Consider the following 22869-nt stretch of genomic DNA (forward strand, 5'->3'; position numbering starts at 1 on the left):
TTATAAAATAAGCGATGCACCTTAACAATGTTTTCAAAGGTTTTCGTTAAAACAGTTTGAGACGAAACAAAAATGATACCATAAAACAGCCAATCAACTTAAAAGAATCGTTCTTTCGGATGCTTACATGACCCGATTGTTTTGACGGTATTTATTGCGTGTTTTTTTTATCATTCATTATTTTTGTGAATAAATAAAGCGAAAAATACGTATTCGTTTATATAATTACTAAATTTATTGATGGGCCTAAAGTGATAATATATTAATTAAAGCTATTTTTGACGATTCTGTTAGTATTAAAGTGCGAATAAAACGAGGAATGACAATGAAGTTATTGACAATTGCCGTATTTACTATATTATTTTGGACCTGTGTGGAAGGAGTGAAGGCACAATCAACCGGAAAGCTGAAAAAAGTTGTGATTGATGCTGGTCATGGAGGAAAGGACCCGGGAGCGCATGGTAAGTATTCGAAAGAAAAAGATATTGTATTGGCCGTTGCGTTGAAGCTAGGCAATTATATCGAGAAGTATTTACCTGAAGTGGATGTGGTTTATACGCGTAAAACAGATGTGTTTATACCCTTGAACGAAAGAGCGGCCATTGCTAACAAATCAGACGCCGACTTATTTATTTCTATACACGCGAACTATATTAGTAATCCTAAGATTACAGGTACAGAGACTTTTGCTTTAGGCTTACATAGGACAGATGATAACCTGGAGGTTGCCAAAAAAGAAAACTCGGTGATTGTTTTGGAAGATGACTATACTACAACCTACGAAGATTTTGACCCTAGTCTGGCCGAATCATACATTATATTTGAGTTATATCAGAATATCTACCTTGATCAGAGTTTGGAACTGGCTCGATTGGTACAAGAGCAATTTAGTAAAAGAGTGGGCCGGAGAAATAGAGGTGTTAAGCAAGCTGGTTTTCTGGTTTTGCGTGAGACGGCTATGCCCGGTGTTCTGGTAGAATTAGGTTTTTTGAGTAACTCCAACGAGGAAAAGTATTTGTCGTCTAATGAAGGTCAAGCCTTATTGGCTTCTGGAATTTTTCGTGCCTTTAGAGCTTATAAGGAACAATTCGATGCCAAGAATAATCTGGATATGCCCGCCGAGAAGATGGTTGCTGAGGAAAAATCATCAGAAATTGTATATCGAATACAAGTGGCGTCTAGCAAAAAGAAGATTAAACAAGGGACCTCTATTTATAGGAAATTTGATGATGTGTTTGAGTACCAGGATGGAAATATGTATAAGTATGCCATTGGTAAAGCAAGTAGTTTTGATGAGATACGTAAAATAAATGCCGAAGTAAAAAAGAAAATTAAAGATTGCTTTGTAATTGCTTTTGAAGATGGAAAACGTATCCCTCTCTCGGAAGCACGAAAAAAATCAAAGGAATAACGCATGGGGTAATGAACAACTCTTATCTGGTGTGGGGGCATCGGGTACATGTGAATGGCTAGGCCGGTAATGAAAAAAATGATAACCATGAGTAACTTTATTCCTAAAGTAAATAATAATTCAAGCGTACCAAAGTTTTTGCAGTTAGTGCGCTCCTTCGAAGATGCGGTAAAAAGTAAGTTGCTCGATGTGGGTGATATGTTGCCTTCGGTTAATGAGTTGTGCAAAGAATGCGGTTTGTCAAGAGATACAGTATTTAAGGCTTATACCGAACTTAAAAACCGTAAATTAATTGAGTCGGTACCTAATAAAGGATATTATGTGGCCAGTGCCACGCAAAATGTATTTTTATTTTTAGATACCTTTAAAGCTTATAAGGAAGTGCTGTATGGTGCTTTTAGAAACGCCTTACCAAGTAGTTATAATGTAGATGTGCATTTTCATCATTACAATCCCAGGGTTTTTGAAGATATTGTTTTAAATGCGATTGGTAAATACAGCCATTATATTATCATGAATTTTGATGATAAAAAGGTAAAGAGTGCCGTAACTAAAATTGACCCTTCCAAGTTGTTGTGTATTGATTGGAGCATCAATGTGCCTGAACAATGTTCGTTCCTGGGACAGGATTTTGGAGACCCGGTTTATGACAATATGGTTTTGATACAGGAACGATTAAAGAAATATAAGAAGTTGGTTTTTATTTATCCGGAATTTACCAATCATCCTATTCAAACCATTAGTGCATTTGAAGCATTTTGTGTAGATCATCATTTTGATTATGAGATAATATACAAAGTGAAGGATATAGTTGTTCAACGAGGTGAATTGTATTTTACAGTGAGTGATAGGGTGATGGCAAAAATATTGGATTTTGCACAGGAGTTGAACTACTCAACGGGAACCGATATAGGTATTATATCATATAATGAAACACCTACAAAAAAATATATAAAAGAGGGGATCACTGTTATCTCAACTGATTTTGATAAAATAGGGACTAAAATGGCAGATTTTATTATGAGTGGAAATAAAATACGCGAGTTTATACCAACCGAGATGATTTTGCGAAACTCATTGTAAACCTTGAATTGAACTTTTTTTAAAAAAATTCCTATTGACATTGTCATATTTATGTAAGTTATTTGCTGTTAAGCATGATGCTAATATGGAGTTACTTTATTGATCATGCTTAAATTGTTAAATTCATTGTTGTATTGTCTTACAGGTGGTTTTGCAGCAAGTTTTGTTAAATGTAAATAATTAGTGGATAATGGAAAAAGTAATGGAATTTTTTACTGAATCGAAGGATGTTATTATTACGTATGGAGGTCAACTCGTACTGGCAATATTAACGCTTATTATTGGTTTTTGGATCATTGGAAAGATTACCAATGTCATGAAGAAGATGTTTGAAAAGAAGGGTTTTGATGAAACACTTCAACCTTTTTTAATTGGGCTACTTAATAGCTTGTTGAAAATTATGTTGATTATCAGCGTGATGACAATGGTGGGTATTGAAATGACTTCTTTTGTGGCTATATTGGCAGCCGCTGGTTTAGCCGTTGGAATGGCTCTTTCAGGTACCCTCCAGAATTTTGCAGGGGGTGTTATGTTGTTGATACTGAAACCGTTTAAAAAAGGTGACTTTATTGAGGCCCAAGGCTATGCTGGCGTGGTGGATGAGATACAAATTTTTGTGACTAAACTAAAGACTTTGGATAACAGAAATATTTATATACCCAACGGAGGATTAGCAACCAGTAGCTTAATTAATTTTTCACAAGAACCGACACGTAGAGTAGATTTTTCTTTTGGTATTGGTTATGGAGATGATATTGATAAAGCGAAGAAAATCATTGCCGATGTAATTGATGCAAGCGGCAAGGCGCTTGCCGATCCTGCTCCGTTTATAGCAGTAGGAGAGTTGGCGGATAGCTCTGTTAACCTTACCACTCGAGTATGGGTTAAATCGCCAGATTATTGGAGTTTGTTTTTTTATATGAACGAAAATGTTAAAAAAGAATTCGACAAGCAAGGTGTTTCCATTCCTTTCCCACAAACAGATGTGCATTTGTTTAAGGAATAAGTGATATTTTATACAGTTTCGCGGGCTTTAATTGCATTTGTCGATTAAAGCTCGTTTTTTGTATACTGGATTGGGACAAGATGCTTTTAGTCAAACAATTATAAATTAAACTAAACGATAAAGATGAGAAAGTGTATTCTAATTGTATTTTTATGCTTTATTACCATGGTCTCTTGGGCACAGGAGGTAAAAAATGATTCTATTCAATATTGGAAGTCAGGAGCTACTACTTCCTTGAACTTCTCGCAGGTTTCGCTGACTAACTGGGCCGGTGGAGGAAATAACTCAGTGGCTGCCACTTTTTTGTTTAAAGGATATTTAAATCATAAGAAAGGAAAATTGGCCTGGGATAATACCTTGGATGTGGGGTATGGAATTACCAAAACCGGAGATTATAAAATGGCTAAATCGGAGGATAGATTCCAGTTTACTACTAAATTGGGTTACGAAAATGGAAATCATTGGTTTTATTCAGGTATGGCAGATTTTAAAACTCAATTTGCGGTGGGGTATAAGGACCCTTTGGTACAGGCTACTAAAATTTCGGAGTGGATGGCTCCGGGTTATTTGCAGTTTTCATTGGGTATGGATTACAAGCCTTCTGAAAACTTTTCCATGTTTATTTCTCCTATTGCCTCTAAAATAACATTTGTGTTAAACGATTCTCTGTCCAATGAGGGAGCTTTTGGAGTGGAAGCTGGAGAAAGTACCAGAAGTGAATATGGTGCTTCTATTAAGCTGTTGGCACAAAAGAAAGACTTGATTAAGAATGTTAATGGCTATACTCGCCTGGATCTTTTTTCCAATTATGAGAGTGCACAAAATGTGGATGTGGATTGGGAGTTTGGTTTTGATATGAAAGTAAATAAATTTTTAAGTGCAGTATTTAAGACAAATATTCTTTACGATGATGATGTAAGTTACGTCGATGACCAAGGAGAGAGTAAAGGACCTAAGGTTCAGGTAAAACAATTGTTTGGTGCAGGATTGACTTATTCGTTTTAACCCTAAAGGTGCATCAGAAAATATATTAAGTTTTGAATCTAATTTTTAATAAAAAGCCCGGAGCATAGTTTCCGGGCTTTTTTATTAACTTGTAAAGTATATCATCATGCAATATTGCTGATTGCTCAGGAGATTATATTCAGATATTTGAGTCGCTGTTGTACCATCTTGTTTTCTTGTGTAGTCGTTGGTATTTGGTCTAGTTGTATATCAAATTTATACTTGTGGCTACCGTCTTTCATTAAAACAATGGAGTTTAGTATTAAGAGCGCTTCATTACTATCTTTAGATGTATATAGAGCATGTGTCATTACTTTTGAAGGGTTTTCGATACCGGTCATGCCTAAAAATTCTGCGGCTCTAACGCGGTTCATCAATTCCTTATCTTCTTGGGCAATGTTTTTAATGAGGGCAGCAAACTCTTTGGCTTCATTTTCAAATTTTGTACAAACAATCAAAGCCCAATATCTACTTAGCCAGTCATCAGATTTTAATAAGTCGGATAATTGACTTTTTGCTTCATTAAAAGGAAGGAGTTCTAGGTTTGCGATGTCAATGTATTTATTAATTTGTGCTTTATTTTTTTGTCCAAAAGCCACAGGGTTATCAAAAGCATTTTTGATAAGATAATACTCAGGATAGAACGATAAATCAGGCATGCTTTTGAGCTTGTTAGTAAGTCTTTCTCGCATTTCTAATAATGTAGTCTTGTAATTTTCGTTGTTTATCAAGTTGACAGTTTCAAATGGATCAGCTTCAACATCGTATAAGGCTTCTGCGGGTTTTGTGTGAAAGAATTGATCTTGTATCTCGTTGAGTTTTTTGTCTTCATGCATCTGTGCCCATTGTTGGTATGCCAGTTGTTTATATCTATAGTTGTTCATGAGTCCATCATAATTGAAAGGTTCAAAATGGCGAATGTATTTGTATTTTCCTTTTCTGATGGCTCTTACCATGTCGTATTTCTCGTCGAATCTATCGGCATAACTGAATGTTTCGTCTCGATTATTAAGTTCTTCTTCTGAAATGTTCTTACCTAGGAATGGTTTGCCATCTATTCCCTTGGGTATTTCAACACCGGCCAGATTAAGTATGGTGGCTCCAAAGTCAACGAAGCTTACAAAACCATCGTTTTTGGTTCCTGGTTTGATATTTACAAGATGCTCATATTTTTTAGGGATATGTACTACTAGAGGTACGTGTAATCCGGTCTCGAACAAATATCCCTTACTGCCGGGTAATACACCACCATGGTCGCCGTAATAAAATACGAAAGTATTTTCCAGTAGGCTGTCTTTCTTAAGTTCAGCAAGTATGTCGCCCACTTGGCGATCCATTTCCATGATTTTATCCCGATACCAAGCATTGGTATACTTCATCAGTTTAGTATTGGGGTGATTGGGTTGTACAAAACACTTGTCAGGATCGGTTTCTGTTTTTTTTGTTTCAAAGTCTTCTTTTGAAAAGTGTAAGCAGCCTTCATGGGTCGTACCAATATTTTGGACGTAGAAAAATGGCTGGCCTGGTTTTCGGTTGCGCCAGTGGGCTTTTTTACTGGACTCGTCCCATACACTGTCTGATTTAATAATATTGTAATCTTCTTTGTTGTTGTTGCCGGTATAATATCCGGCAGCTTTTAAATAAGCCGGGTACATCTCAATGCCTTGGGGCATGGGTACTTTTTCTAATTTTCGGTGGTAGTGAGATGCCATTCTGGGGCCGTAACACCCAGAGATTAATGTTGAACGTGCGGCACTGCAAACAGCTGCATTTGAAAATGCATGGGTGAACACAACGCCGTTTTCTGCTAGAGAGGCAATGTTAGGGGTTGGAACACCATGTTCATCAAACATATCCATATAGTGTTTGGAATTATCTTCAGACGTTATCCAAACAATGTTGGGATGTTCTTTCTCTATTTTCGCCTTTTTACAAGCGGAGAATGCCGATATTAGAGCGGCAAATAGCAAAAGCTTTGAAAGTTTCATGTGTTTAAAAAATTAGCGAAACTTTACTAACCAGCGCATATTTTAATCATTCACCTGTGTGTCAAATTATTTGCTCTGGCCATGCCAGTTTCATATGTTTATAAATTATTTTCTAAGGCCATATGTAACTCGCCCGTATTAATCAAGGTCTTGTGTGTGGCTATTCCTATGGCTCGTTTTATGTGATTTATTTTGTTGTATTATATGAAATGGTGAAAGTAAGCAATTATAAAATTTAAAGGAATTAAAAAATGAAAAAATCAAGGGTGTAAATGGTATGTATGACATTTGTATAGTATTTATATCCATTTATATTTAATTATTTGTTGGCCATCTTATCATTAAATATGCAAACAAGTTTGTTATACTAATGTAAAAGAAGCATTTTTGTCGGGTTTTCAATAAAAAGAATTCATTTCAAGCTTATGAAAAGTATTTTTGCAGCAGTATTAATAGCTTGTGTTGTATCTATAAATGTTACTTCACAGAACAGTGATAACAATAGTAATTCTGTATATAGAGTTAATAAATATGTAGAGATTCCGGCAATAGGAGGTTTGTTCGTCGCCAGTTTCTATGGTTTTAGGTATTTGTCAGATAAGGGTGGGCTCACGCAAAATGAGCTTAGTTCATTAAATACAAAAGATATTTGGTGGTTTGATAGATGGGCTGCAGAACAGGATGCAGCCAAAAGAAACGATTTTCATCATACATCTGATATGTTATTAAATGGAGCCTTAGCTTTACCCGTTATTTTGGGGTTGGACAAGGGAATTAGGAACGATTGGTTGGATATTTTGGTGATGTATGTAGAATTGCATGGTATTAATAATACGGTTTATGTATCCGGAGCCTCTTCTTTTTACAGAAAGCGACCTTTTGTTTATAGTGATGATGTGCCCTTGGACGAACGTATGGCCAAAGAAACTGAAAATTCTTTCTTTAGCGGACATGCTTCCACTTCTGCAGCGGCTGCTTTTTTTGCAGCTACCGTATATAGCGATTACCATCCGGAACTGGGAAATAAGAAGTACTGGTTATATGGTGCTGCTTTGGTTCCTCCTGCCCTTGTGGGGTATTATAGGGTGAGAGCCATGAAACATTTTCCTTCTGATGTGCTTGTAGGTACTGCCATCGGCGCCACCATTGGAGTGTTGGTTCCCCATTTTCATAGAAGGAAAAAGGAAAGTAATTTTACTTGGACACCAGTTGCAGGAAGTCGCATGACCGGTATTACAGCTAGGTATACTTTTAAATAAAGATGTGATGGTGACCAGTATCTTAATATTAGGAGCTGTGAGATAGCACAAACTTAAAATATAAAGAACATGACAACACCGGCAAATGCGATGATAGCTCCTAATATCTCTTTGAGAGTAATTTTTTCTTTGAAAATTATTACAGCAGGGGCAATGATAAGTACCGGTACTATGGCCATGATGGTTGAAGCAATACCTGTTGTGGTATGCTGAATGGCTAACAAGGATAGAGATACTCCTAAAAATGGACCAAAAATAGATCCAATAGATATTCCCACCATCGCTTTTTTGTTGCAGAGAGCCATAAATACATGTTTCCATTTTCCTAGTACGAAGAACAGAATAGAGAATCCTACAATTCCGGCTAAAATTCTTATTTGTGTGGATAAGAAGGGATCGTAATCCTTCATTCCTAGTTTTGAGAATACCAATCCTAAGCCTTGTCCTACAGCACCGCCAAATGCCAGTAATACGCCTCTTATCGGGTATTTTATTTTAACGGTTTTGGAATGGGTCTCTTTGGCCATTATGACGATAATAATACCAATAATTGTTACGGCCATTCCTATTAGTCCACTAATGGGCATCTGTTCATTAAGAATGACCCAGCCAAAGAATGCCGCAATTGGAGGTGTAAGCGCCATAATGAGCATCGATACGCGGGCGCCGATAACCACAAAGGCTTGGAATAGAAGTAGGTCGCCTATCACAAAGCCAATGACTCCACTGATGGCTAGCCACCCCCACGCATACAGCGAAGCGTCAGTGGCCACAAAAAGACCATTTCGTAAATAAGAGAAAATACCGATTAAAAAAAAGGCTAAAACCAGTCGAATCAAGTTTACGGATAAGGATCCGACTTTTTTTCCGGCGGATTCAAAGGCCAGGGAGGTTACTGTCCAACATAGAGCAGTTGCTAATGAAGCCAGCTCTCCAAATATATTACCCATTTACGAAGCTCGTTTGTGCTTTAGTTTAAGAATTTTTTTCTTTTTTCGGTGAATGAAAAATGCAGGTAGATATGCACATATAATACCCAAACCTAAGAGTAATATGCTTAACGATATGGTACCTAAGTTACGCAATGTGATGGCCAGGAATACAAAAACAATATTTACACTACCAATGATGAGTGATGTTTGTAGGTGTGTAAATCCCAGGGTTAACATTCTATGATGAATATGGTTTTTGTCTGCTGCAAAGGGGGAATTTCCCTTTGAAATCCTAAAGATAAAAACGCGTAAGGTATCAATAACCGGAACAATGAGAATTCCCAAAACCACTGCAGGAGCCGAACTCATGGTGTATTTTAAGTTTATGGCATTGTCAGGTACATTAAATTCTGCAAACTTAATAGCTACCACTGCCAGTAAAAAACCTAGTAGCAGGGATCCGGTATCACCCATAAATATCTTCTGTCGTTTTGATATAACATTGTAATAGGAAAACGCCAGCAGCGCTCCTATTAAGGCTGCAGAAAAGACGGGTATATGGTAGTTGCCATTTATGTAAAACCAAACAGAGAATGCAGAAATGGATATGATACCTGTTATGGAGGCCAGACCATCCACGCCATCAATAAGGTTAAAACCATTTAAAATAAAAACAAAGAGAAGTAGTGTAATGGTGAAACTGGCCAAATAATTGGGTTCAAGTCCGAATATTCCATGGAAAGAAGTGATTCTAAGATCCCCAAAGCCAATCACAATAAATGCAGCTAATATCTGACCAAATAGTTTTACCATAGGTGCTGTTACCATAATGTCATCTTTAATCCCAATGGAAAATATAATTAAAAGGGCAGGAATCAAAAAAGGTATTTGCGTAAAGCTAAACCATTCCGAAAATAAGGAATAGGTAAATAAAAAACTTAAAAAGATAGCTAAGCCACCTAGCGTAGGTACTCTTATTTTGTGAGCTGTTCTTTTGTTAGGTTCATCATAAAGATTCTTTGATTCTGCTACTCTTAATATGGTTGGAATAGATAAAAATACCAACAAAAAAGACAACAGGCCTGCAAATGGGATCAACAGTTTTATTAAATATTCACTCATGTCATAGAAAATGTGAAGTAAAAGTATAAAAAAAACGGCTATCCGCCTTTTTTATGCTCAATAAATTCATATTAAATATATGTTAGATACAAATATTGAGTTGATTTATATAGCTTTAATTGCATATTATATCTTTGTTGAATTATTTTTTGATAAAGTATTTTCTATCATTTGATGGTATTCTGTTAATGTTTCCAGGTTTTTGTCAATGCCTTCAATATCAAAATTGTTGGAGTTGAGCGATATCTCGCTGGCCATGGTCGAGAAATATTCAAATTTTATTTGTTGTGATAACGATTCTAAGTTGTTAATAAGAAGTTTGATTTTAACCGAGGAGTGTAACTCGTTAATCTCCTTGATGAGAGGTACGATGGATTGATTTAGCTTGTCATAAACAGTTGCCATATCTTCGGCATTGGGTAATGGAAGTGTATGGTCAGAGTGTAATTCTTTGATGGCTTTTTTCTTGTTGTGTTTGAGATACCACGATAATACTGTGATTAACTCATTTAATTGTATGGGTTTGGGGATGCAATAGCTGAAGCCGTTATTCTTATCGGTCATGAGGTCGTTGGCATCTGAAGAGGCTGTTAAGGCCACAATAGGAATGTGGTTATAACAATTGTTGGCGCGTAGTATATTTAGTGCTTCTAATCCTCCCATTAAAGGCATTTTGATATCCATCAGTATTAAATTGGGTGAAATTTCCGGTACCATTTCTATGGCTTGTTTGCCATTTTCAGCTTCAAAGATTTCAAGTTTATGGCCCGTTAATAGTTCCTTCAAAACTTTTCGGTCAATTTCTCTGTCGTCAACCAAAAGGATTTTGGCAGGATGAAAGTCAATACGACTTGCATCAAAATCTATTTCGCTGATACCATTGGTGTCATTAATGACTGTAAGGTTAGGTATCTCAACAGAAAAGGTGCTTCCTTGGTTTATCTTACTTTTTACATTGATACTTCCATCCATTAGTTTTACCAGCCTTTTGCTAATGGATAAGCCCAGACCGGTTCCTTCGAACATGCGGTTATCCTGGTCGTCTCTCTGTTTAAAATCACTAAATATATTTTCAATTTGATCCTGCTCAATACCTATGCCTGAATCAGAGACTGCAATTGAAAGATTATAAAGTTTGTCTTCTTGTGCTTTAACTTGATAGCTTACTTGTACAAATCCTGAAGTGGTAAATTTTATGGCGTTGCCAATGATGTTAATTAATACTTGCTTAAGACGAACACTATCCAGTAAAATGGTTTCTGGAATATCGCTTTTTTCAATCGTTTCAAATACCAAGCCTTTTTCTTGTGCTTGAACCTGAAATATTTTATTGATCTCGTTGATTAAATGTTTCAGGTTTACCTCTGTCAGCTGCAACTTAAGTTTTCCTGCTTCAATTTTAGATAGGTCAAGGACCTCATTGAGTAATGAAAGCAGTGTTTTGCCGCTTTGTGTAATGGAAGAGATATAGTTAAGCAGACTTTTGTCGGAGACCTTCTTTTCTAGAATTTCGGAAAAACCTAGGATGGCATTTAATGGAGTACGTATTTCATGACTCATATTGGCCAGAAAAGAACTTTTGGTTTTATTAGCTGTCTCGGCCAGTTCTTTGGCTTTTTGCAATTCTATCTCAGATAGTTTTCTCTCTGTTACATCTCTAAAGTTCCAAATGCGTCCAATAATTCTGTTGTCCATGATTTGCGGACCAGAGAAGCATTCTATATATCTGCCATCGTTCAATGAAATTTCAGAAACAACTTGTTGTACATTTGAATGTGCATTCCCAAATAACAACTTCTGACAATCACTATTACCCTCTGACTTATTTCTAACAAAATACTCAAAATCTGCTTTGGTCGTTAATTTAATGTCAGTAGGGATTTTCCATATCTCATAGAGCTTTTGGTTATGCAGTACAATGTCGTTACGGTTGTCAATTACTATAATTCCGGAGAAGGTAGATTCAATGGTTGCCTTGAGTAGGGATCCTTGTTTTAGTGTGTTTATTTCTCTGTTTTTTCTTTCTGTAATATCCTGAAAGTAACCAACAATAGTAACAGGATTACCTTCTAAATCCCATTCTGAGAAAATGCCGGTACATAGTACCCATTTATATTTTTGGCCATCTACCACAATTCTGAAAGTAGATTCATATTTGGGACTTTTTCCTAGTGTGAAATCAATAAATTCATTTTCTGCTGTCTCTTTGTCGTCTTGATGTATGTAGTTAATGAGCCAAGAAATGTTGAAATGTTGAATGTCGATGTCAGAGTGCTCAATAATCGTTTTGAAGAAAGGGTCAATTTTAAATTGCTGGGTACCTAAGTCATATTTCCAAATGGCTATCTTACCGTTTTTAGTGGCTAAAGATAGCATATAATCCCTGTCTGCATTTTCAGAATTTGCGGAATAATGATTGCTTTGATTTTCGATACTTAGGAGGTAGCCTGTAAAACCAGAGCTCGGGTCTTGGGTTTGATTAATTTGTGCCGACACCTTATATTCTACTCCTTTTTCTGAAATGAAGATAAAAGGGTGTACAACATTTTTGTGAATGTCACTGTCTGTTTGTGCGAGCGTAATAAAATTAACTCCTTCTCCGCTGGAAGTATCGTAAAAGTTTAATACGTCGTTTATATTTTTATTGACAAGATTACTTTTGTTTAAATCAGATAATATACATAATTGCTTGTTGACTGCACGTATAATTCCGTTAGTGTCAAACGCAACATAGCCTATTTCTGAAGAATTAAAAATTTCAAAGCTAAGTTCTGAATTTTCATTGTTGTTTGAGGGGGGAGTTTCTGGCATATGTAAACATTCATGTAATTGTATTCTTTTTCTTCTGTTTTGTACAGATCTTGCGATGTCTTTCTGTACATGATATCCAATGTATATACGTTTTCTTATCTATAGGCTATTAAAAATCCAGCGCATTCATAGGTGTTGTTGCTTTTCCAGTTAGGAGCCGATACTTCAATGAAAAGTTTTTGGGTGTTCTCAACCTTGAAAACTTTGTAATCCCGGAGTCCTTCTGCCGAGTTATCATACAATACTTTGTTATTGGTGGGACTTACTATTTTAAATTGCAATGCACCTACTTTAAGTTTTGCATAGGTGGCAAAATAATATTCCTTACCTGCAAATGCGTTTAAGATGATACGAGCTTTTTTCCCTTTTCGTAACTTGATAGACCTGGACGATGAGCTTATTTTAAACGTTTTATCTGGTGATTCGCATTTTTTATAGGTGTTTGAACAATCATTAGCAAGCGACGAATTTGTGCCTATGCTTATGATGCTAATGATCGCCAGTAATAATAAAATTCGTTTCATAACTTACCTCCGTTTCACAGCATATGCCATATTGTTAGATAAGACCTGAAAATACGCAATTTAACAGCAAGTAATGGTGCTAATGAATTCGTACTTTAAAGAATTGTTTAAATAATGGTGTTTGGCTGCGGTAATTTTATTATTGTTTTATGATTTTGGTTCTAAAGTCCTGTACATTGTCTGAAAATATAAAATAGTTTTCTTCTGTGATGGTAATTTTGCTTTTGCCTTCAATGCGCAATGATCCATCTGCTTGCGTTTTGGCTTCGCTTTCTCCAATATGTACGTTTAGATTGTTAAAAGACTGCTCCAGTACCTTTAAGTCACCGATCATTTCAGATATGATTTGGTTTTTTTCATAGGTAGTAGCCATGGTTACAATGTCTTCGAATAATAATTTTTGTTCTGCAATTCTGTTGATGGCATCTTTTTGCTTTTCAAAATCATTGTGAAGGCGAGTTGTCAAATATAGACTTTCTACAAAGGTGCCAACCGATAGCAGAGACAGTGTTTTTCCTTCGTCGTACTCTTGTAGATAGCTAATGACAGTGTCGTAAAGCTCTCTGGAAATAGCGTATAAAGAATCCGGTTCCATGGATGCATTAATGATTCTTTCTTGCTGCTTTTTAGTGAATTGAGGATTGATGTTCAATTCTTTTAATAAATAGTCGATGGTAGAAATATATTCAGCAGAAAAATCCGACTTGTTGAAAGCTGAGATGTATGCCAAGTCAGCAAAGTAAACTCCACAGGCAAGTGCTTTCTTTTCGTAACCGGTATATAATTTGGCCTCATTGTAATTATGCATGAGTTTTGCATCAAAAGTTACGTGATTATCTTTGACGTAAGAGATAATTTCTTCGGGCGAAGGGAGTGCATAAAAAACTGCATCAATAGAATCTATTACACTGATAGACTCAAAGTCCAATGTCGGATCTTCTTTAGTAGTATCTTTTTTTGTGTTGTTACTACAACCGGTACAACTACTAAATATGATTATAAATGCTGCAATTGTTGGTATAAAAAAATGTTTTATCATCGGAATGTAATTTATTTCTTGTTTTGTTTGTTATTAAATTTATTGGAACGACCACGTAAAGGTTATTGTATCATTTGTGTCTTGTTTGATGACAAAGGAACCTTCGTGAAAATCCATTACTATATCTGCATACGAAAAAAATAGAACTGTTTCTTCAGGCATGGAGTTAATATTATTGGAATCCCAATTGGGCGGGTTAAATGAAATGCTTAACTCTTTTTGTTGGTTATGGGTATTCAAGTTTATATTTATAACAGTATTCTCGAGGGTATGTTTAAGTACAGTGTCCAAAATTCCTGAAATCGAGTTTTTAATGAGTTCTTTACTTCCGCTTATCTTTATAGAATCGTCTACGTCACAATTGAGCTCAAGGTTTTTATTTTCTATTAATTCGTCACTGTGAATCAATAGATGTTCTAAAATTCCATTGAGATAGAACTCCTGATAATTAAATTCTTCTTTGTTGTTTATCTGGGTTATTTGACTGGCCAGTTTGGTGATGAAATCAAGACCTCGAACAGAATCTTCTAATAATCTAACCATTTCTGATAATCGTGATGATTCAGCAGAATGCTTGATTAGGTTTACTGCTTTGTTTAATGAGTTGATGGGGGCCGTGATTTCTTTGCCTATAAAAGATAAAAATTTATCCTTAGTTTGTGTTATGGATAATAATTTTTTGTTGGAAGCTTCTAGTTCTAGGGTTCTTTGATATACTTTTGCCTCTAACTGATTATTGGCTTCTAATATTTGTTCCTTGCTTTTTTTAAGTTCAATGTGTGTGCTCACCCTGGCCAATAGTTCTGCAGTGTCAAAGGGCTTATTAATAAAATCTTGTCCTCCAACCTTGAAGCCATAAACGGTACTTTCTTTATCGTTTTTTGCCGAAAGGTAAATAATGGGCATGATGTTATGCTTGCTTTCTTTGCGGATGGTCTGGCATACCTCAAAGCCATTCACTTCCGGCATCATAATGTCCAGTAACATCAGGTCAAAAAAATCTTCTTTTAACCAGTCGATCGCTTCTTTTCCACCTAGTGCAACCTCAACGTCATAATTATTGTCGTTAAGAATATTACCTAAGACCTGTATGTTTTTCGGATTGTCGTCGACAACTAATATTTTACCTTTTTTGTCCATTTTGCGTGCTTACCTTATTAATTTTAGGCTGCCTTTCTTTTCTAATGTTTTGTCTTCATATGTGGCTACTTTTACCACGTAATTATAGGTGTCAGAATCTTGAGGTTTACCTTTGAAATCGCCGTTCCAACCTTTGTTTATATCTGTTGATTCAAAAATCATCTGTCCTAAGCGGTTAAATACCCTAAAATATATTAATTCTTTAATACCCCATCCTCTTACGTGAATAATATCGTTTAGGTTATCCCCATTGGGGGTAAATGCTGTAGGTACATCTACAGAATATTTTTTTATAACGTTTATTGTTGTCTGGTATTCAGGGTTAAAGCAGTTGCTTGTGTCGGTTATGCTGATTAAATAATTTGTTGTTTCTAATGGAAATAAGGTTGGATCGGGACACGATGTGCACGAAATAGTTCCATTATCTAGCCAGGAATAAGTTTCAATATCGTCTTTGGCTATGTTTAATTTTACCGTTTCTCCGATAATAATGGTTGTGTCTACTAAGTCAACGGTAGGTACTTGCTGCACTGTGAGTTTTAGTGAGGCATTATTGATGCAGTTGTTCGTGTCAGTTACGGTAACGGTATAGTGCGTGTCTTGAGAGGGAGCTGCAATGGGATTGTCAGTATCGGAATCAACGAGGGTGCTGTCGTTGTTCCACTGATTGTTCCATTGATACATCATTCCTCCTGTTGCTAATAAGGCTGTATTATCACCCCTGCAAATATAGGTATCACCACTGGTAGTAATGGTTGGTAAGGGAAATGCAGTTATTGTGCTGGTGGCAGTATCTTTACAGCCAAAGTTGTCACTCGCAATTAATTTTACTTTAAAATCACCATCAGAAGCAAAAGTGAATGAAGCATTGTTGTCTGTTGAGGACATGCCGTTTTCCGTTTGCCAAACATATCCAGAAGCATATTCGGAGGTGTTGTTCATGGCAATATTGAGCGGAATACAACCTTTTTTGATGTCGTCAACAAAGTTAAATCTAGCAGCTAACATGTTGATATATATGGAGTCGGATACAATTTTGTTGCATGAGAAATTTGAATTGGTTTTTAATATGAGGTTGGGGTATATTTTCCCTTTTTGCTTGTATTTATGGGTAGCAGTAAAGTCTGTTGAAGAATTACCGTCTCCGAAATCCCAGACGATGGTGGAGATATTTTGGGCATTTTTTAACGAAAAAGAAATGTTGTTGTGTATACATGCTGTGTCGGCCAGTTCAATTTCGGCGTATGGACCACCAACTTTAATAAAGTCAGCTTTTTTAATTGTATCGCTGCAACCGTTGTTCGAATAGGCGATCAATGAAACATCGTAATTGCCGGGTTTTGAATATATGTGCTGGGGTGTTTTCAGTGATGAGCCTGTTTGATTATCACCAAAGATCCATTTTTGGAAACCGGAATCAGAATAAACACTCTCATCGGTAAATAATACAGGGAAAGGGTAACAATTTGATTCTTGCTGATCACTGGTAAAAGCGGCAGTGGGCGGTTCTTCTATATTCACGAAAGCTAGTTTGGATTCTTCTTGTGTACAGCCATGGTCATCAATGATCGTTAGCGTAACGTCATAATTGCCAGGAGCCTGATAGCTGTGTTCTGGGTTGCGTAAGGAACTGGTGTTTCCATCTCCAAAATCCCATGTAAATTCATTTACGTTGCTGAGGGATGTGTCATAAAATTTTAATGTGTCATTGATGCAGGAGGCCGCATCCGAAACTTCGAAGTTGGCATCCGGATTCGCTACCGATATGGCATTATTTAATGAGATGGTGGACCTACATCCACGTTCGTTGGTGACCGATAAGCTTACCTTATAGTCACCAAAGTTTTGGTATTCATGTATGGGGTTTTGGAGTTCTGAGCTTTGGGCATCTCCGAAGTTCCATTCCCATTTGTTGATGGGGAGTTCGTGTGTCGTTAAGTCTGTAAATTTAAACTTGACAGGAATACATCCTTCCAGATAATCAGATGAGAAATTTGAGGTGGGTTTATATATTTCTACCTCTTTTGTGATGGTATCACGACATTGGTTTATATCACTAATGACTAATTGAACATTGTATTTGCCACTGTTTTTGTATTGATGACTAATTTGTGAGCTGGTGAATTCGGATGTGCCGTCACCAAAATCCCATAAATATTTATTCATTTTTTGGTTGTGTTCAAAGTCATTTGCATCAATGCTTTTTGAAGGGTCAAAGTATATATCTGTGTTACTGCAAGGTCCATAGGCTGTTGTATCAAAGGCCGCCTCTGGTGCTGCTATAATGATATTATATTGTTTGGAGTAAGAACATCCGTTTTCTGTGTTGTTGGCATATGCCCTTACAGGAAATAACCCTTTTTCGTTATAAACATGGTGAATGGTTTCACTAGAGCTTACAATTGAGTCGCCATCACCAAAAACACAGGTATAAGATTCCGCATTCTTCAATTGAATGGCAAATTCTGCATCATAGGGGGAGTCACAATCTGTTATTCTTGTTAGATCAAGTACCGGGCCTTTTATGTAAACCATGTTGTTTTTTGTAACTGTGCTGGCGCAGCCATTAAAGGAAACATTTAATCCAACGTCCATGTATCCGGTGTCTACATATTGATGAAATGGAATGCCTAATAAGCTTTGTTCTCCGTCACCAAAATCCCAAGTAATATTATCATATGATTTAGGATTCACCGTTGTTTCTTCAAAGATGACAAGTTCACTGGCACAAAATTCATTTTTGTCAAGTACCTTAAAATCCAACTCAATAACATCTCCTACGGATATTGTTTTGCTGGCTTGAGCAGCACATCCTAAATCAGTTTCCACATTCAGGTAGACTTTATATTTTCCGATATCATTGAATGTTCTTTTAAAAGAGGCATCAGTGGTGATATCCTGGTCATCAATTTTCCATTGTGTTGACTTAATTTGGTCAAATTCTGTTGGATAATTGATGTTGTGAGAGTATTGAATATCGAGTGGTTTACATCCGGATGTAGGATTGTCTGTTATGATACTTATTTGGGGAATGGTGATGGTAAGTACATCGTTTTTTTGGATTTTTTTAACGCAGCCGTGTTCACTGATTACTGTGAGTGAAGTGGAGTAGTTTTCGGTATAGTTAGTTTGTAATGCCTGATTGGAGTTATAAGTAATGGTGGGATTAACCTGTTCAGATAGAATGCCATTTCCAAAGTCCCAACTGTAAGACACCATCTTGCTACCTTTGGGGGTGTAAGTGATATTTACGGGGACTTCACAGCTGAATGGATCAGAAATGTCAAAATCTATATTCACATCTTCAACATGGATTTTGGTTGTTGTAACATCGGAGCATTCGTAATTACCTACACTTAACTGAATGATATAGTCGCCAGGTTTGGTAAATTTGTGTACGGGGTTTACTTCTGTCGATGTTGTTCCATCTCCAAAATCCCAAGTGTTTGTTCTGTTATTCGTGGAATTGTTGGTGAATTCAACAGAAACATTGGGACATACAGTATCGTTCTTGGTTGTAAAGGAGGCTATTGTATTGGTGATGGAAATGAAGTTATCAATCTCGATAGAATCAGAACATCCAATATCGTCTGTAACTGTTAATTTTACATCATAATTTCCTGCTCCTGTGTATGTGTGACTAGGAGCTTGTTCTGTAGAATATTGTTCGTCGCCAAAATCCCATTTATACTTAAGGTCTCCAATACCGTATGATTCATTTTTAAATTGGGGAGAGAGCTCTCCGTTACATGATCGTGTTGTCTCTGCGCCAAAGGTTGCAGTGGGTCTTTTGGCAGTAATCAAATTTTCTCGGGTCATTTTGCCCGTACAGCCATTGAAATCTTCAACAATTAATGTTACATTGTAAATGCCAGGTTGCTCATAGGTGTGAATGGGGTTTTGAGCATCGCTAAATACGCCATCACCAAAATCCCAGGTATACCGATAATCGTCATTGGTAGGTGTGACCTCGCTGTTAAAGGGTACTTGGTAAGGAGTACATTGGTCGCTTGGAATATCTGGAGTGAATTGGACACTAGGAGGATTGTAAATATTTATGTAATTTTCTTTGGTTAATGTTTTACTCTGTTCTCCGTCAAAAACGGTGAGTTTGATACTATAGCTTCCAGGGGTGGAATAGGTTGATACAGGGTTTTTTGAGGTGGAAGTGTTGCCATTGCCAAAATCCCATAAGTAGGTATAGTTGCCGTTATCGTTACTTTGGTTTTGAAACTGAATGATAGTAGGAACACAACCATTTTCGTTTTCTGCCGTAAAGTTTACAGTTATCTGGGAATGCACGTTGGTAAACGTGAAAATGATAGCAATAAGAAACAAACCAAAGTGTAATGCTTTGTTACGAAACCAGACGAAGGGAGATGATAATTGAATCATGTGCGTTTTTTTCAAATATTAGTTTGATATCATGTAAGTTAAATTAACTTTATCATAAAAAAAAGGAACAGTGAGATTTTTCTACAATAGTATAACTTTTATCTTTTTAAATATAATTACATGCAGTTTAATTGGCCAAACATTACATTATTCGCAATTTTTCTCTTCGCCATTGCATCTTAACCCTGCACTTACCGGTGTTATTGATTCCGATTGGCGTTTTGTGAATAATTCACGTTCGCAGGGTCAATATTTTGGTAACCCCATGCGTACTATTAGTGTTTCTTATGACAAATCTATTCATTTTTATAAGAGTACCATGGGTATAGGTGCATTGTATAGTTACGATAATAGTGCAGGAAGCACTTTTCCGGCCAGTAAGTTTTATATTTCAGGTGCCAGTATGGTTCGTATATCTGAGAATTCATATTTAGGAGGAGGTTTACAAGTTGGGTGGGTCTCTCGTAGCTTAACATACAGCCAACTAACGTTTCCTGAACAATACGATCGGGATAAAGGTGGCTTTAACCCATCCTTGCCCATGTCTGAGAATTTTCCGGAGAAATCATCCAATTACCTCGATGTAAATATGGGCGTACTATGGAATTTTAAAGGTGAAAAATTTGTGCTGTCTTCAGGACTTGCAGCTTATCATTTAAATACTCCTAAGGATTATTTTTTGGATGAAGATTCGCAATTGAAAATACGTACCAACTGGCATGGATCATTGCGATATCAATTGAATGAACAGTTTTATATATTACCCCAGTCTTACTTTACTTTGCAAAATAAAACATCAGAATGGGTATTGGGTTCGAGTGTAGGAATGCAACTGGATACCAAAAATGAAGATTTTAAAAGTATGAGTCTGGGGCTGTATATTCGAGATGGATTCGGGACTAAGTTGGAGTCTGCCATATTAATGGTGGGACTTAGTTATCGTAACTGGACAGCCATGACGAGTATAGACATAGATGTGTCAGGCTTAAAAACGCAGCATGTATTTTCAAATGCGCTCGAACTTTCATTGATCTATCAACGCCCTTGGGCTGTCTTAAAGAAAAGAACTATACCATGCGTAAGATTTTAATAGCTATTATTGCAGGACTTTTATTTGGGAGCCATGCGCTTTCTCAACCATACCGGATTCAGGATTTAAAACAATGGCAAGTGAAAGGCTTTGCCAAAAGTGCCGCAGATCAAGGTGACTATAATTCAGCTATTTATTTTTACGAATACCTGGTGAAAAAGTATCCGAAAAAAGTAAAGTATTATTGGCAACTTGCTTATCAATATCAATATTCAAGGGATTACGCAAAAGCTTATGAAGCTTTTGATAGTCTAAGTGTGAGGTCTGGTAAAAAATCGGTATTGGCACAATACTATAAAGCGCTTAATGCCAAATCACTTGGTTTTCATGATGAAGCTTATCAGCTGTTGAAGAAAATAAAGGTGAAAGGACAGAAGAAGTGGATGCCAGCTGATTTTGAAATTTTATTGGATAACCATCAGGTAGGGTGTCAATTGGCTGTGGATTTAAAGGATTCTATACAACGAAAAAAGATGATGAACCCGGGAGAAGAGATTAATCATGGAGGTATAGAGTTTAATCCTTTTTATATTTCCGATACCATTTTTGTTTATTCATCTAGCAATATGGATACCTTAAGATATGTTGATGAAGAAAGCTCTTTGCCTAAAAGAAGATTTTATTATGCCCATAAAGACAGCACGGGTTGGAGGGGAGGGGCAGAACCTGAATTGCCATTCTATAATTCGGATCTATATGATACGGGGGATGGCGTGTTTTCTATAGATGGAAATCGTTTTTATTTTACCCAATGTAATCCCAACTGGAAGAATAAAATGGTTTGTCATTTATATGTTACCCATAGAGTGAATCGTCAATGGACAGAGCCGCAGAAACTACCGGATGAAATTAATGTGGATAACTATTCAAGTACGGAGCCTGCTGTAGGAACCTGTTATGATCCTAATTTAGAGGTTGTTTATTTTGTTTCGGATCGGCCTGGAGGTTATGGAGAAACTGATATCTGGTATACGATCTACGACTTGGTTCAACAAACATACCAGAAACCAGTAAATGGAGGGATTTATTTAAATACATCAGGTAGTGAGGCCACTCCTTTTTATGATCGACTTAAGCATCGAATGTATTTTAGTTCGGATGGTTTGCCGGTCTTTGGTGGAATGGATGTGTTTTATGCGCAGGGTGACCTGGTAAACTGGGATGAGCCTGTTAATTTAGGGTATCCTGTAAATTCAAATTATGATGATTTGTATTATTCAGAAAACCAAATGGGAGATAAGGGTTTTATTACATCAAACAGACCAGGAGGTGAATATTTAACCCACGAAACATGTTGTGATGATGTGTATGCATGGAAATCAGCTATGTCAGAAAAAGTGAAGGTGACAGGGGTGCTTTGGGGAAATGAGATGAAGTTAAATGAAATAGATGATCAGAAGGGATTGCTGGAACTTGTTTCAAAGGTTCCAGGTAAACTCAATGATGCTAAAATTAATATATATATACAAAAGGATAGTACGAATTTGATCTATATCAATAGCGTACAGACAAATGCGTATGGTGAGTTTGAATTTCTGACACCTGTTGATATGCGTTATGTAATGGAGATTGATGATAGACGAGCGATGGATAAAGCGATATCATTTAATACCTTGGGACTGTCTTCTTCTAGTGTAGTGAAGGATTTAAATGATATGGTATTACCAACAATGGATACCATACCTGTTTTACTGGAAGGTGTTTTTAAAGATGGTAATAGTACGAAGCTGAGCAATCGTGATAAAGCGCGTTTGGATGGAGGTCTATTGAAATTAATGAACGAATACAAAGATATATTGGTGGAAGTGGGTTCCCATACCGAGGGGAAAGGAAATGCAAAATATAACCAAAGACTATCTGGACAAAGGGCCAAGGCCGTTGTTAAATATTTGGTAAGTAAAGGAGTGGATGCTAATAGATTGAAGGCTGTGGGGTATGGTGGACTTTACCCCATTCAACCTAATAAAAATGCGGATGGTACGTATAATAGAGAAAGTAAAGCTGTCAATGTTAGAACAGAATTTAGGTTGTTGGATAGTAAGGAAATACAAAGGTAATTATTAG

15 protein-coding genes are annotated in these 22869 nt (G+C 36.5%); 7 read left to right on the forward strand and 8 right to left on the reverse strand.

The features are described from left to right. Nucleotides 1–325: 325 nt before the first annotated feature. The 4 genes from CYTFE_RS0103380 to CYTFE_RS0103395 all read left to right on the forward strand — a co-directional run bounded on the left by CYTFE_RS0103380 (nt 326) and on the right by CYTFE_RS0103395 (nt 4505). On the forward strand, nt 326–1411 hold the full coding sequence (locus CYTFE_RS0103380) for an N-acetylmuramoyl-L-alanine amidase family protein (protein ID WP_044262538.1): 1086 nt from the start codon (nt 326–328) through the stop codon (nt 1409–1411). A gap of 87 nt (nt 1412–1498) precedes the next feature. Beyond that, entirely contained in the window at nt 1499–2494 is a 996-nt protein-coding gene (locus tag CYTFE_RS0103385) for a GntR family transcriptional regulator (protein WP_161636224.1), read from the forward strand. A 190-nt stretch (nt 2495–2684) separates the two neighbouring features. Then, the gene (locus CYTFE_RS0103390) at nt 2685–3500 is read left to right on the forward strand and encodes a mechanosensitive ion channel family protein (protein ID WP_027470660.1); all 816 of its coding nucleotides are present in this window, start codon (nt 2685–2687) and stop codon (nt 3498–3500) included. Nucleotides 3501–3623: 123 nt separating this feature from the next. Further along, complete coding sequence (locus CYTFE_RS0103395; protein WP_027470661.1) at nt 3624–4505, forward strand: DUF3078 domain-containing protein; 882 nt, start codon at nt 3624–3626, stop codon at nt 4503–4505. Between the two features lie 125 nt (nt 4506–4630). Here the strand turns inward: CYTFE_RS0103395 and CYTFE_RS0103400 are convergent, their stop codons facing one another. After that, on the reverse strand, nt 4631–6493 hold the full coding sequence (locus tag CYTFE_RS0103400; RefSeq protein ID WP_027470662.1) for a sulfatase family protein: 1863 nt from the start codon (nt 6491–6493) through the stop codon (nt 4631–4633). Nucleotides 6494–6918: 425 nt separating this feature from the next. Between CYTFE_RS0103400 and CYTFE_RS28310 the strand changes: the two genes are divergently transcribed. Further along, nucleotides 6919–7752, forward strand: coding sequence for a phosphatase PAP2 family protein (locus tag CYTFE_RS28310; RefSeq protein WP_027470663.1), 834 nt, complete (start codon nt 6919–6921; stop codon nt 7750–7752). A 53-nt stretch (nt 7753–7805) separates the two neighbouring features. Here the strand turns inward: CYTFE_RS28310 and CYTFE_RS0103410 are convergent, their stop codons facing one another. From CYTFE_RS0103410 to CYTFE_RS0103440, 7 genes are all read right to left on the reverse strand, one after another. Next, nucleotides 7806–8702, reverse strand: coding sequence for a DMT family transporter (locus CYTFE_RS0103410; RefSeq protein WP_027470664.1), 897 nt, complete (start codon nt 8700–8702; stop codon nt 7806–7808). After that, nucleotides 8703–9806, reverse strand: a complete 1104-nt coding sequence (locus CYTFE_RS0103415) for a glycosyltransferase family 4 protein (RefSeq protein WP_027470665.1) — start codon at nt 9804–9806, stop codon at nt 8703–8705. Nucleotides 9807–9932: 126 nt separating this feature from the next. Continuing rightward, nucleotides 9933–12617 (reverse strand): PAS domain-containing hybrid sensor histidine kinase/response regulator, encoded by a 2685-nt coding sequence (locus CYTFE_RS28315; RefSeq protein WP_027470666.1) that lies wholly within the window; start codon nt 12615–12617, stop codon nt 9933–9935. Between the two features lie 95 nt (nt 12618–12712). Further along, nucleotides 12713–13141, reverse strand: coding sequence for a hypothetical protein (locus tag CYTFE_RS0103425; RefSeq protein ID WP_027470667.1), 429 nt, complete (start codon nt 13139–13141; stop codon nt 12713–12715). A 139-nt stretch (nt 13142–13280) separates the two neighbouring features. Then, nucleotides 13281–14180 carry a hypothetical protein gene (locus CYTFE_RS0103430; RefSeq protein ID WP_027470668.1) on the reverse strand — a complete coding sequence of 300 codons (900 nt, stop codon included), beginning with the start codon at nt 14178–14180 and terminating at the stop codon, nt 13281–13283. Between the two features lie 39 nt (nt 14181–14219). Then, nucleotides 14220–15320 (reverse strand): ATP-binding response regulator, encoded by a 1101-nt coding sequence (locus CYTFE_RS28320; RefSeq protein WP_052342965.1) that lies wholly within the window; start codon nt 15318–15320, stop codon nt 14220–14222. Between the two features lie 9 nt (nt 15321–15329). Then, nucleotides 15330–19715 carry a T9SS C-terminal target domain-containing protein gene (locus CYTFE_RS0103440; protein ID WP_027470669.1) on the reverse strand — a complete coding sequence of 1462 codons (4386 nt, stop codon included), beginning with the start codon at nt 19713–19715 and terminating at the stop codon, nt 15330–15332. Nucleotides 19716–19785: 70 nt separating this feature from the next. On the opposite strand from CYTFE_RS0103440, the gene CYTFE_RS0103445 reads away from it, so the two are divergent. Continuing rightward, nucleotides 19786–20805 (forward strand): PorP/SprF family type IX secretion system membrane protein, encoded by a 1020-nt coding sequence (locus tag CYTFE_RS0103445; RefSeq protein ID WP_044262539.1) that lies wholly within the window; start codon nt 19786–19788, stop codon nt 20803–20805. Next, complete coding sequence (locus tag CYTFE_RS0103450; protein WP_027470671.1) at nt 20790–22862, forward strand: OmpA family protein; 2073 nt, start codon at nt 20790–20792, stop codon at nt 22860–22862. The genes CYTFE_RS0103445 and CYTFE_RS0103450 overlap by 16 nt, the downstream gene beginning before the upstream one ends. Nucleotides 22863–22869 lie beyond the last annotated feature (7 nt).

This window comes from Saccharicrinis fermentans DSM 9555 = JCM 21142 (assembly GCF_000517085.1).
Classification (GTDB): Bacteria; Bacteroidota; Bacteroidia; order Bacteroidales; family Marinilabiliaceae; genus Saccharicrinis; species Saccharicrinis fermentans.

Excerpts from the sequence above, each read along its gene's own strand:
- CYTFE_RS0103450 (WP_027470671.1), top strand. The coding sequence starts at position 20,790 with ATGCGTAAGATTTTAATAGCTATTATTGCAGGACTTTTATTTGGGAGC.
- CYTFE_RS0103440 (WP_027470669.1), bottom strand. The coding sequence starts at position 19,715 with ATGATTCAATTATCATCTCCCTTCGTCTGGTTTCGTAACAAAGCATTA.
- CYTFE_RS0103380 (WP_044262538.1), top strand. The coding sequence starts at position 326 with ATGAAGTTATTGACAATTGCCGTATTTACTATATTATTTTGGACCTGT.
- CYTFE_RS0103395 (WP_027470661.1), top strand. The coding sequence starts at position 3,624 with ATGAGAAAGTGTATTCTAATTGTATTTTTATGCTTTATTACCATGGTC.
- CYTFE_RS0103415 (WP_027470665.1), bottom strand. The coding sequence starts at position 9,806 with ATGAGTGAATATTTAATAAAACTGTTGATCCCATTTGCAGGCCTGTTG.
- CYTFE_RS0103410 (WP_027470664.1), bottom strand. The coding sequence starts at position 8,702 with ATGGGTAATATATTTGGAGAGCTGGCTTCATTAGCAACTGCTCTATGT.
- CYTFE_RS0103425 (WP_027470667.1), bottom strand. The coding sequence starts at position 13,141 with ATGAAACGAATTTTATTATTACTGGCGATCATTAGCATCATAAGCATA.
- CYTFE_RS28315 (WP_027470666.1), bottom strand. The coding sequence starts at position 12,617 with ATGCCAGAAACTCCCCCCTCAAACAACAATGAAAATTCAGAACTTAGC.
- CYTFE_RS0103385 (WP_161636224.1), top strand. The coding sequence starts at position 1,499 with ATGAGTAACTTTATTCCTAAAGTAAATAATAATTCAAGCGTACCAAAG.
- CYTFE_RS0103400 (WP_027470662.1), bottom strand. The coding sequence starts at position 6,493 with ATGAAACTTTCAAAGCTTTTGCTATTTGCCGCTCTAATATCGGCATTC.
- CYTFE_RS28320 (WP_052342965.1), bottom strand. The coding sequence starts at position 15,320 with ATGGACAAAAAAGGTAAAATATTAGTTGTCGACGACAATCCGAAAAAC.
- CYTFE_RS0103430 (WP_027470668.1), bottom strand. The coding sequence starts at position 14,180 with ATGATAAAACATTTTTTTATACCAACAATTGCAGCATTTATAATCATA.
- CYTFE_RS0103390 (WP_027470660.1), top strand. The coding sequence starts at position 2,685 with ATGGAAAAAGTAATGGAATTTTTTACTGAATCGAAGGATGTTATTATT.
- CYTFE_RS28310 (WP_027470663.1), top strand. The coding sequence starts at position 6,919 with ATGAAAAGTATTTTTGCAGCAGTATTAATAGCTTGTGTTGTATCTATA.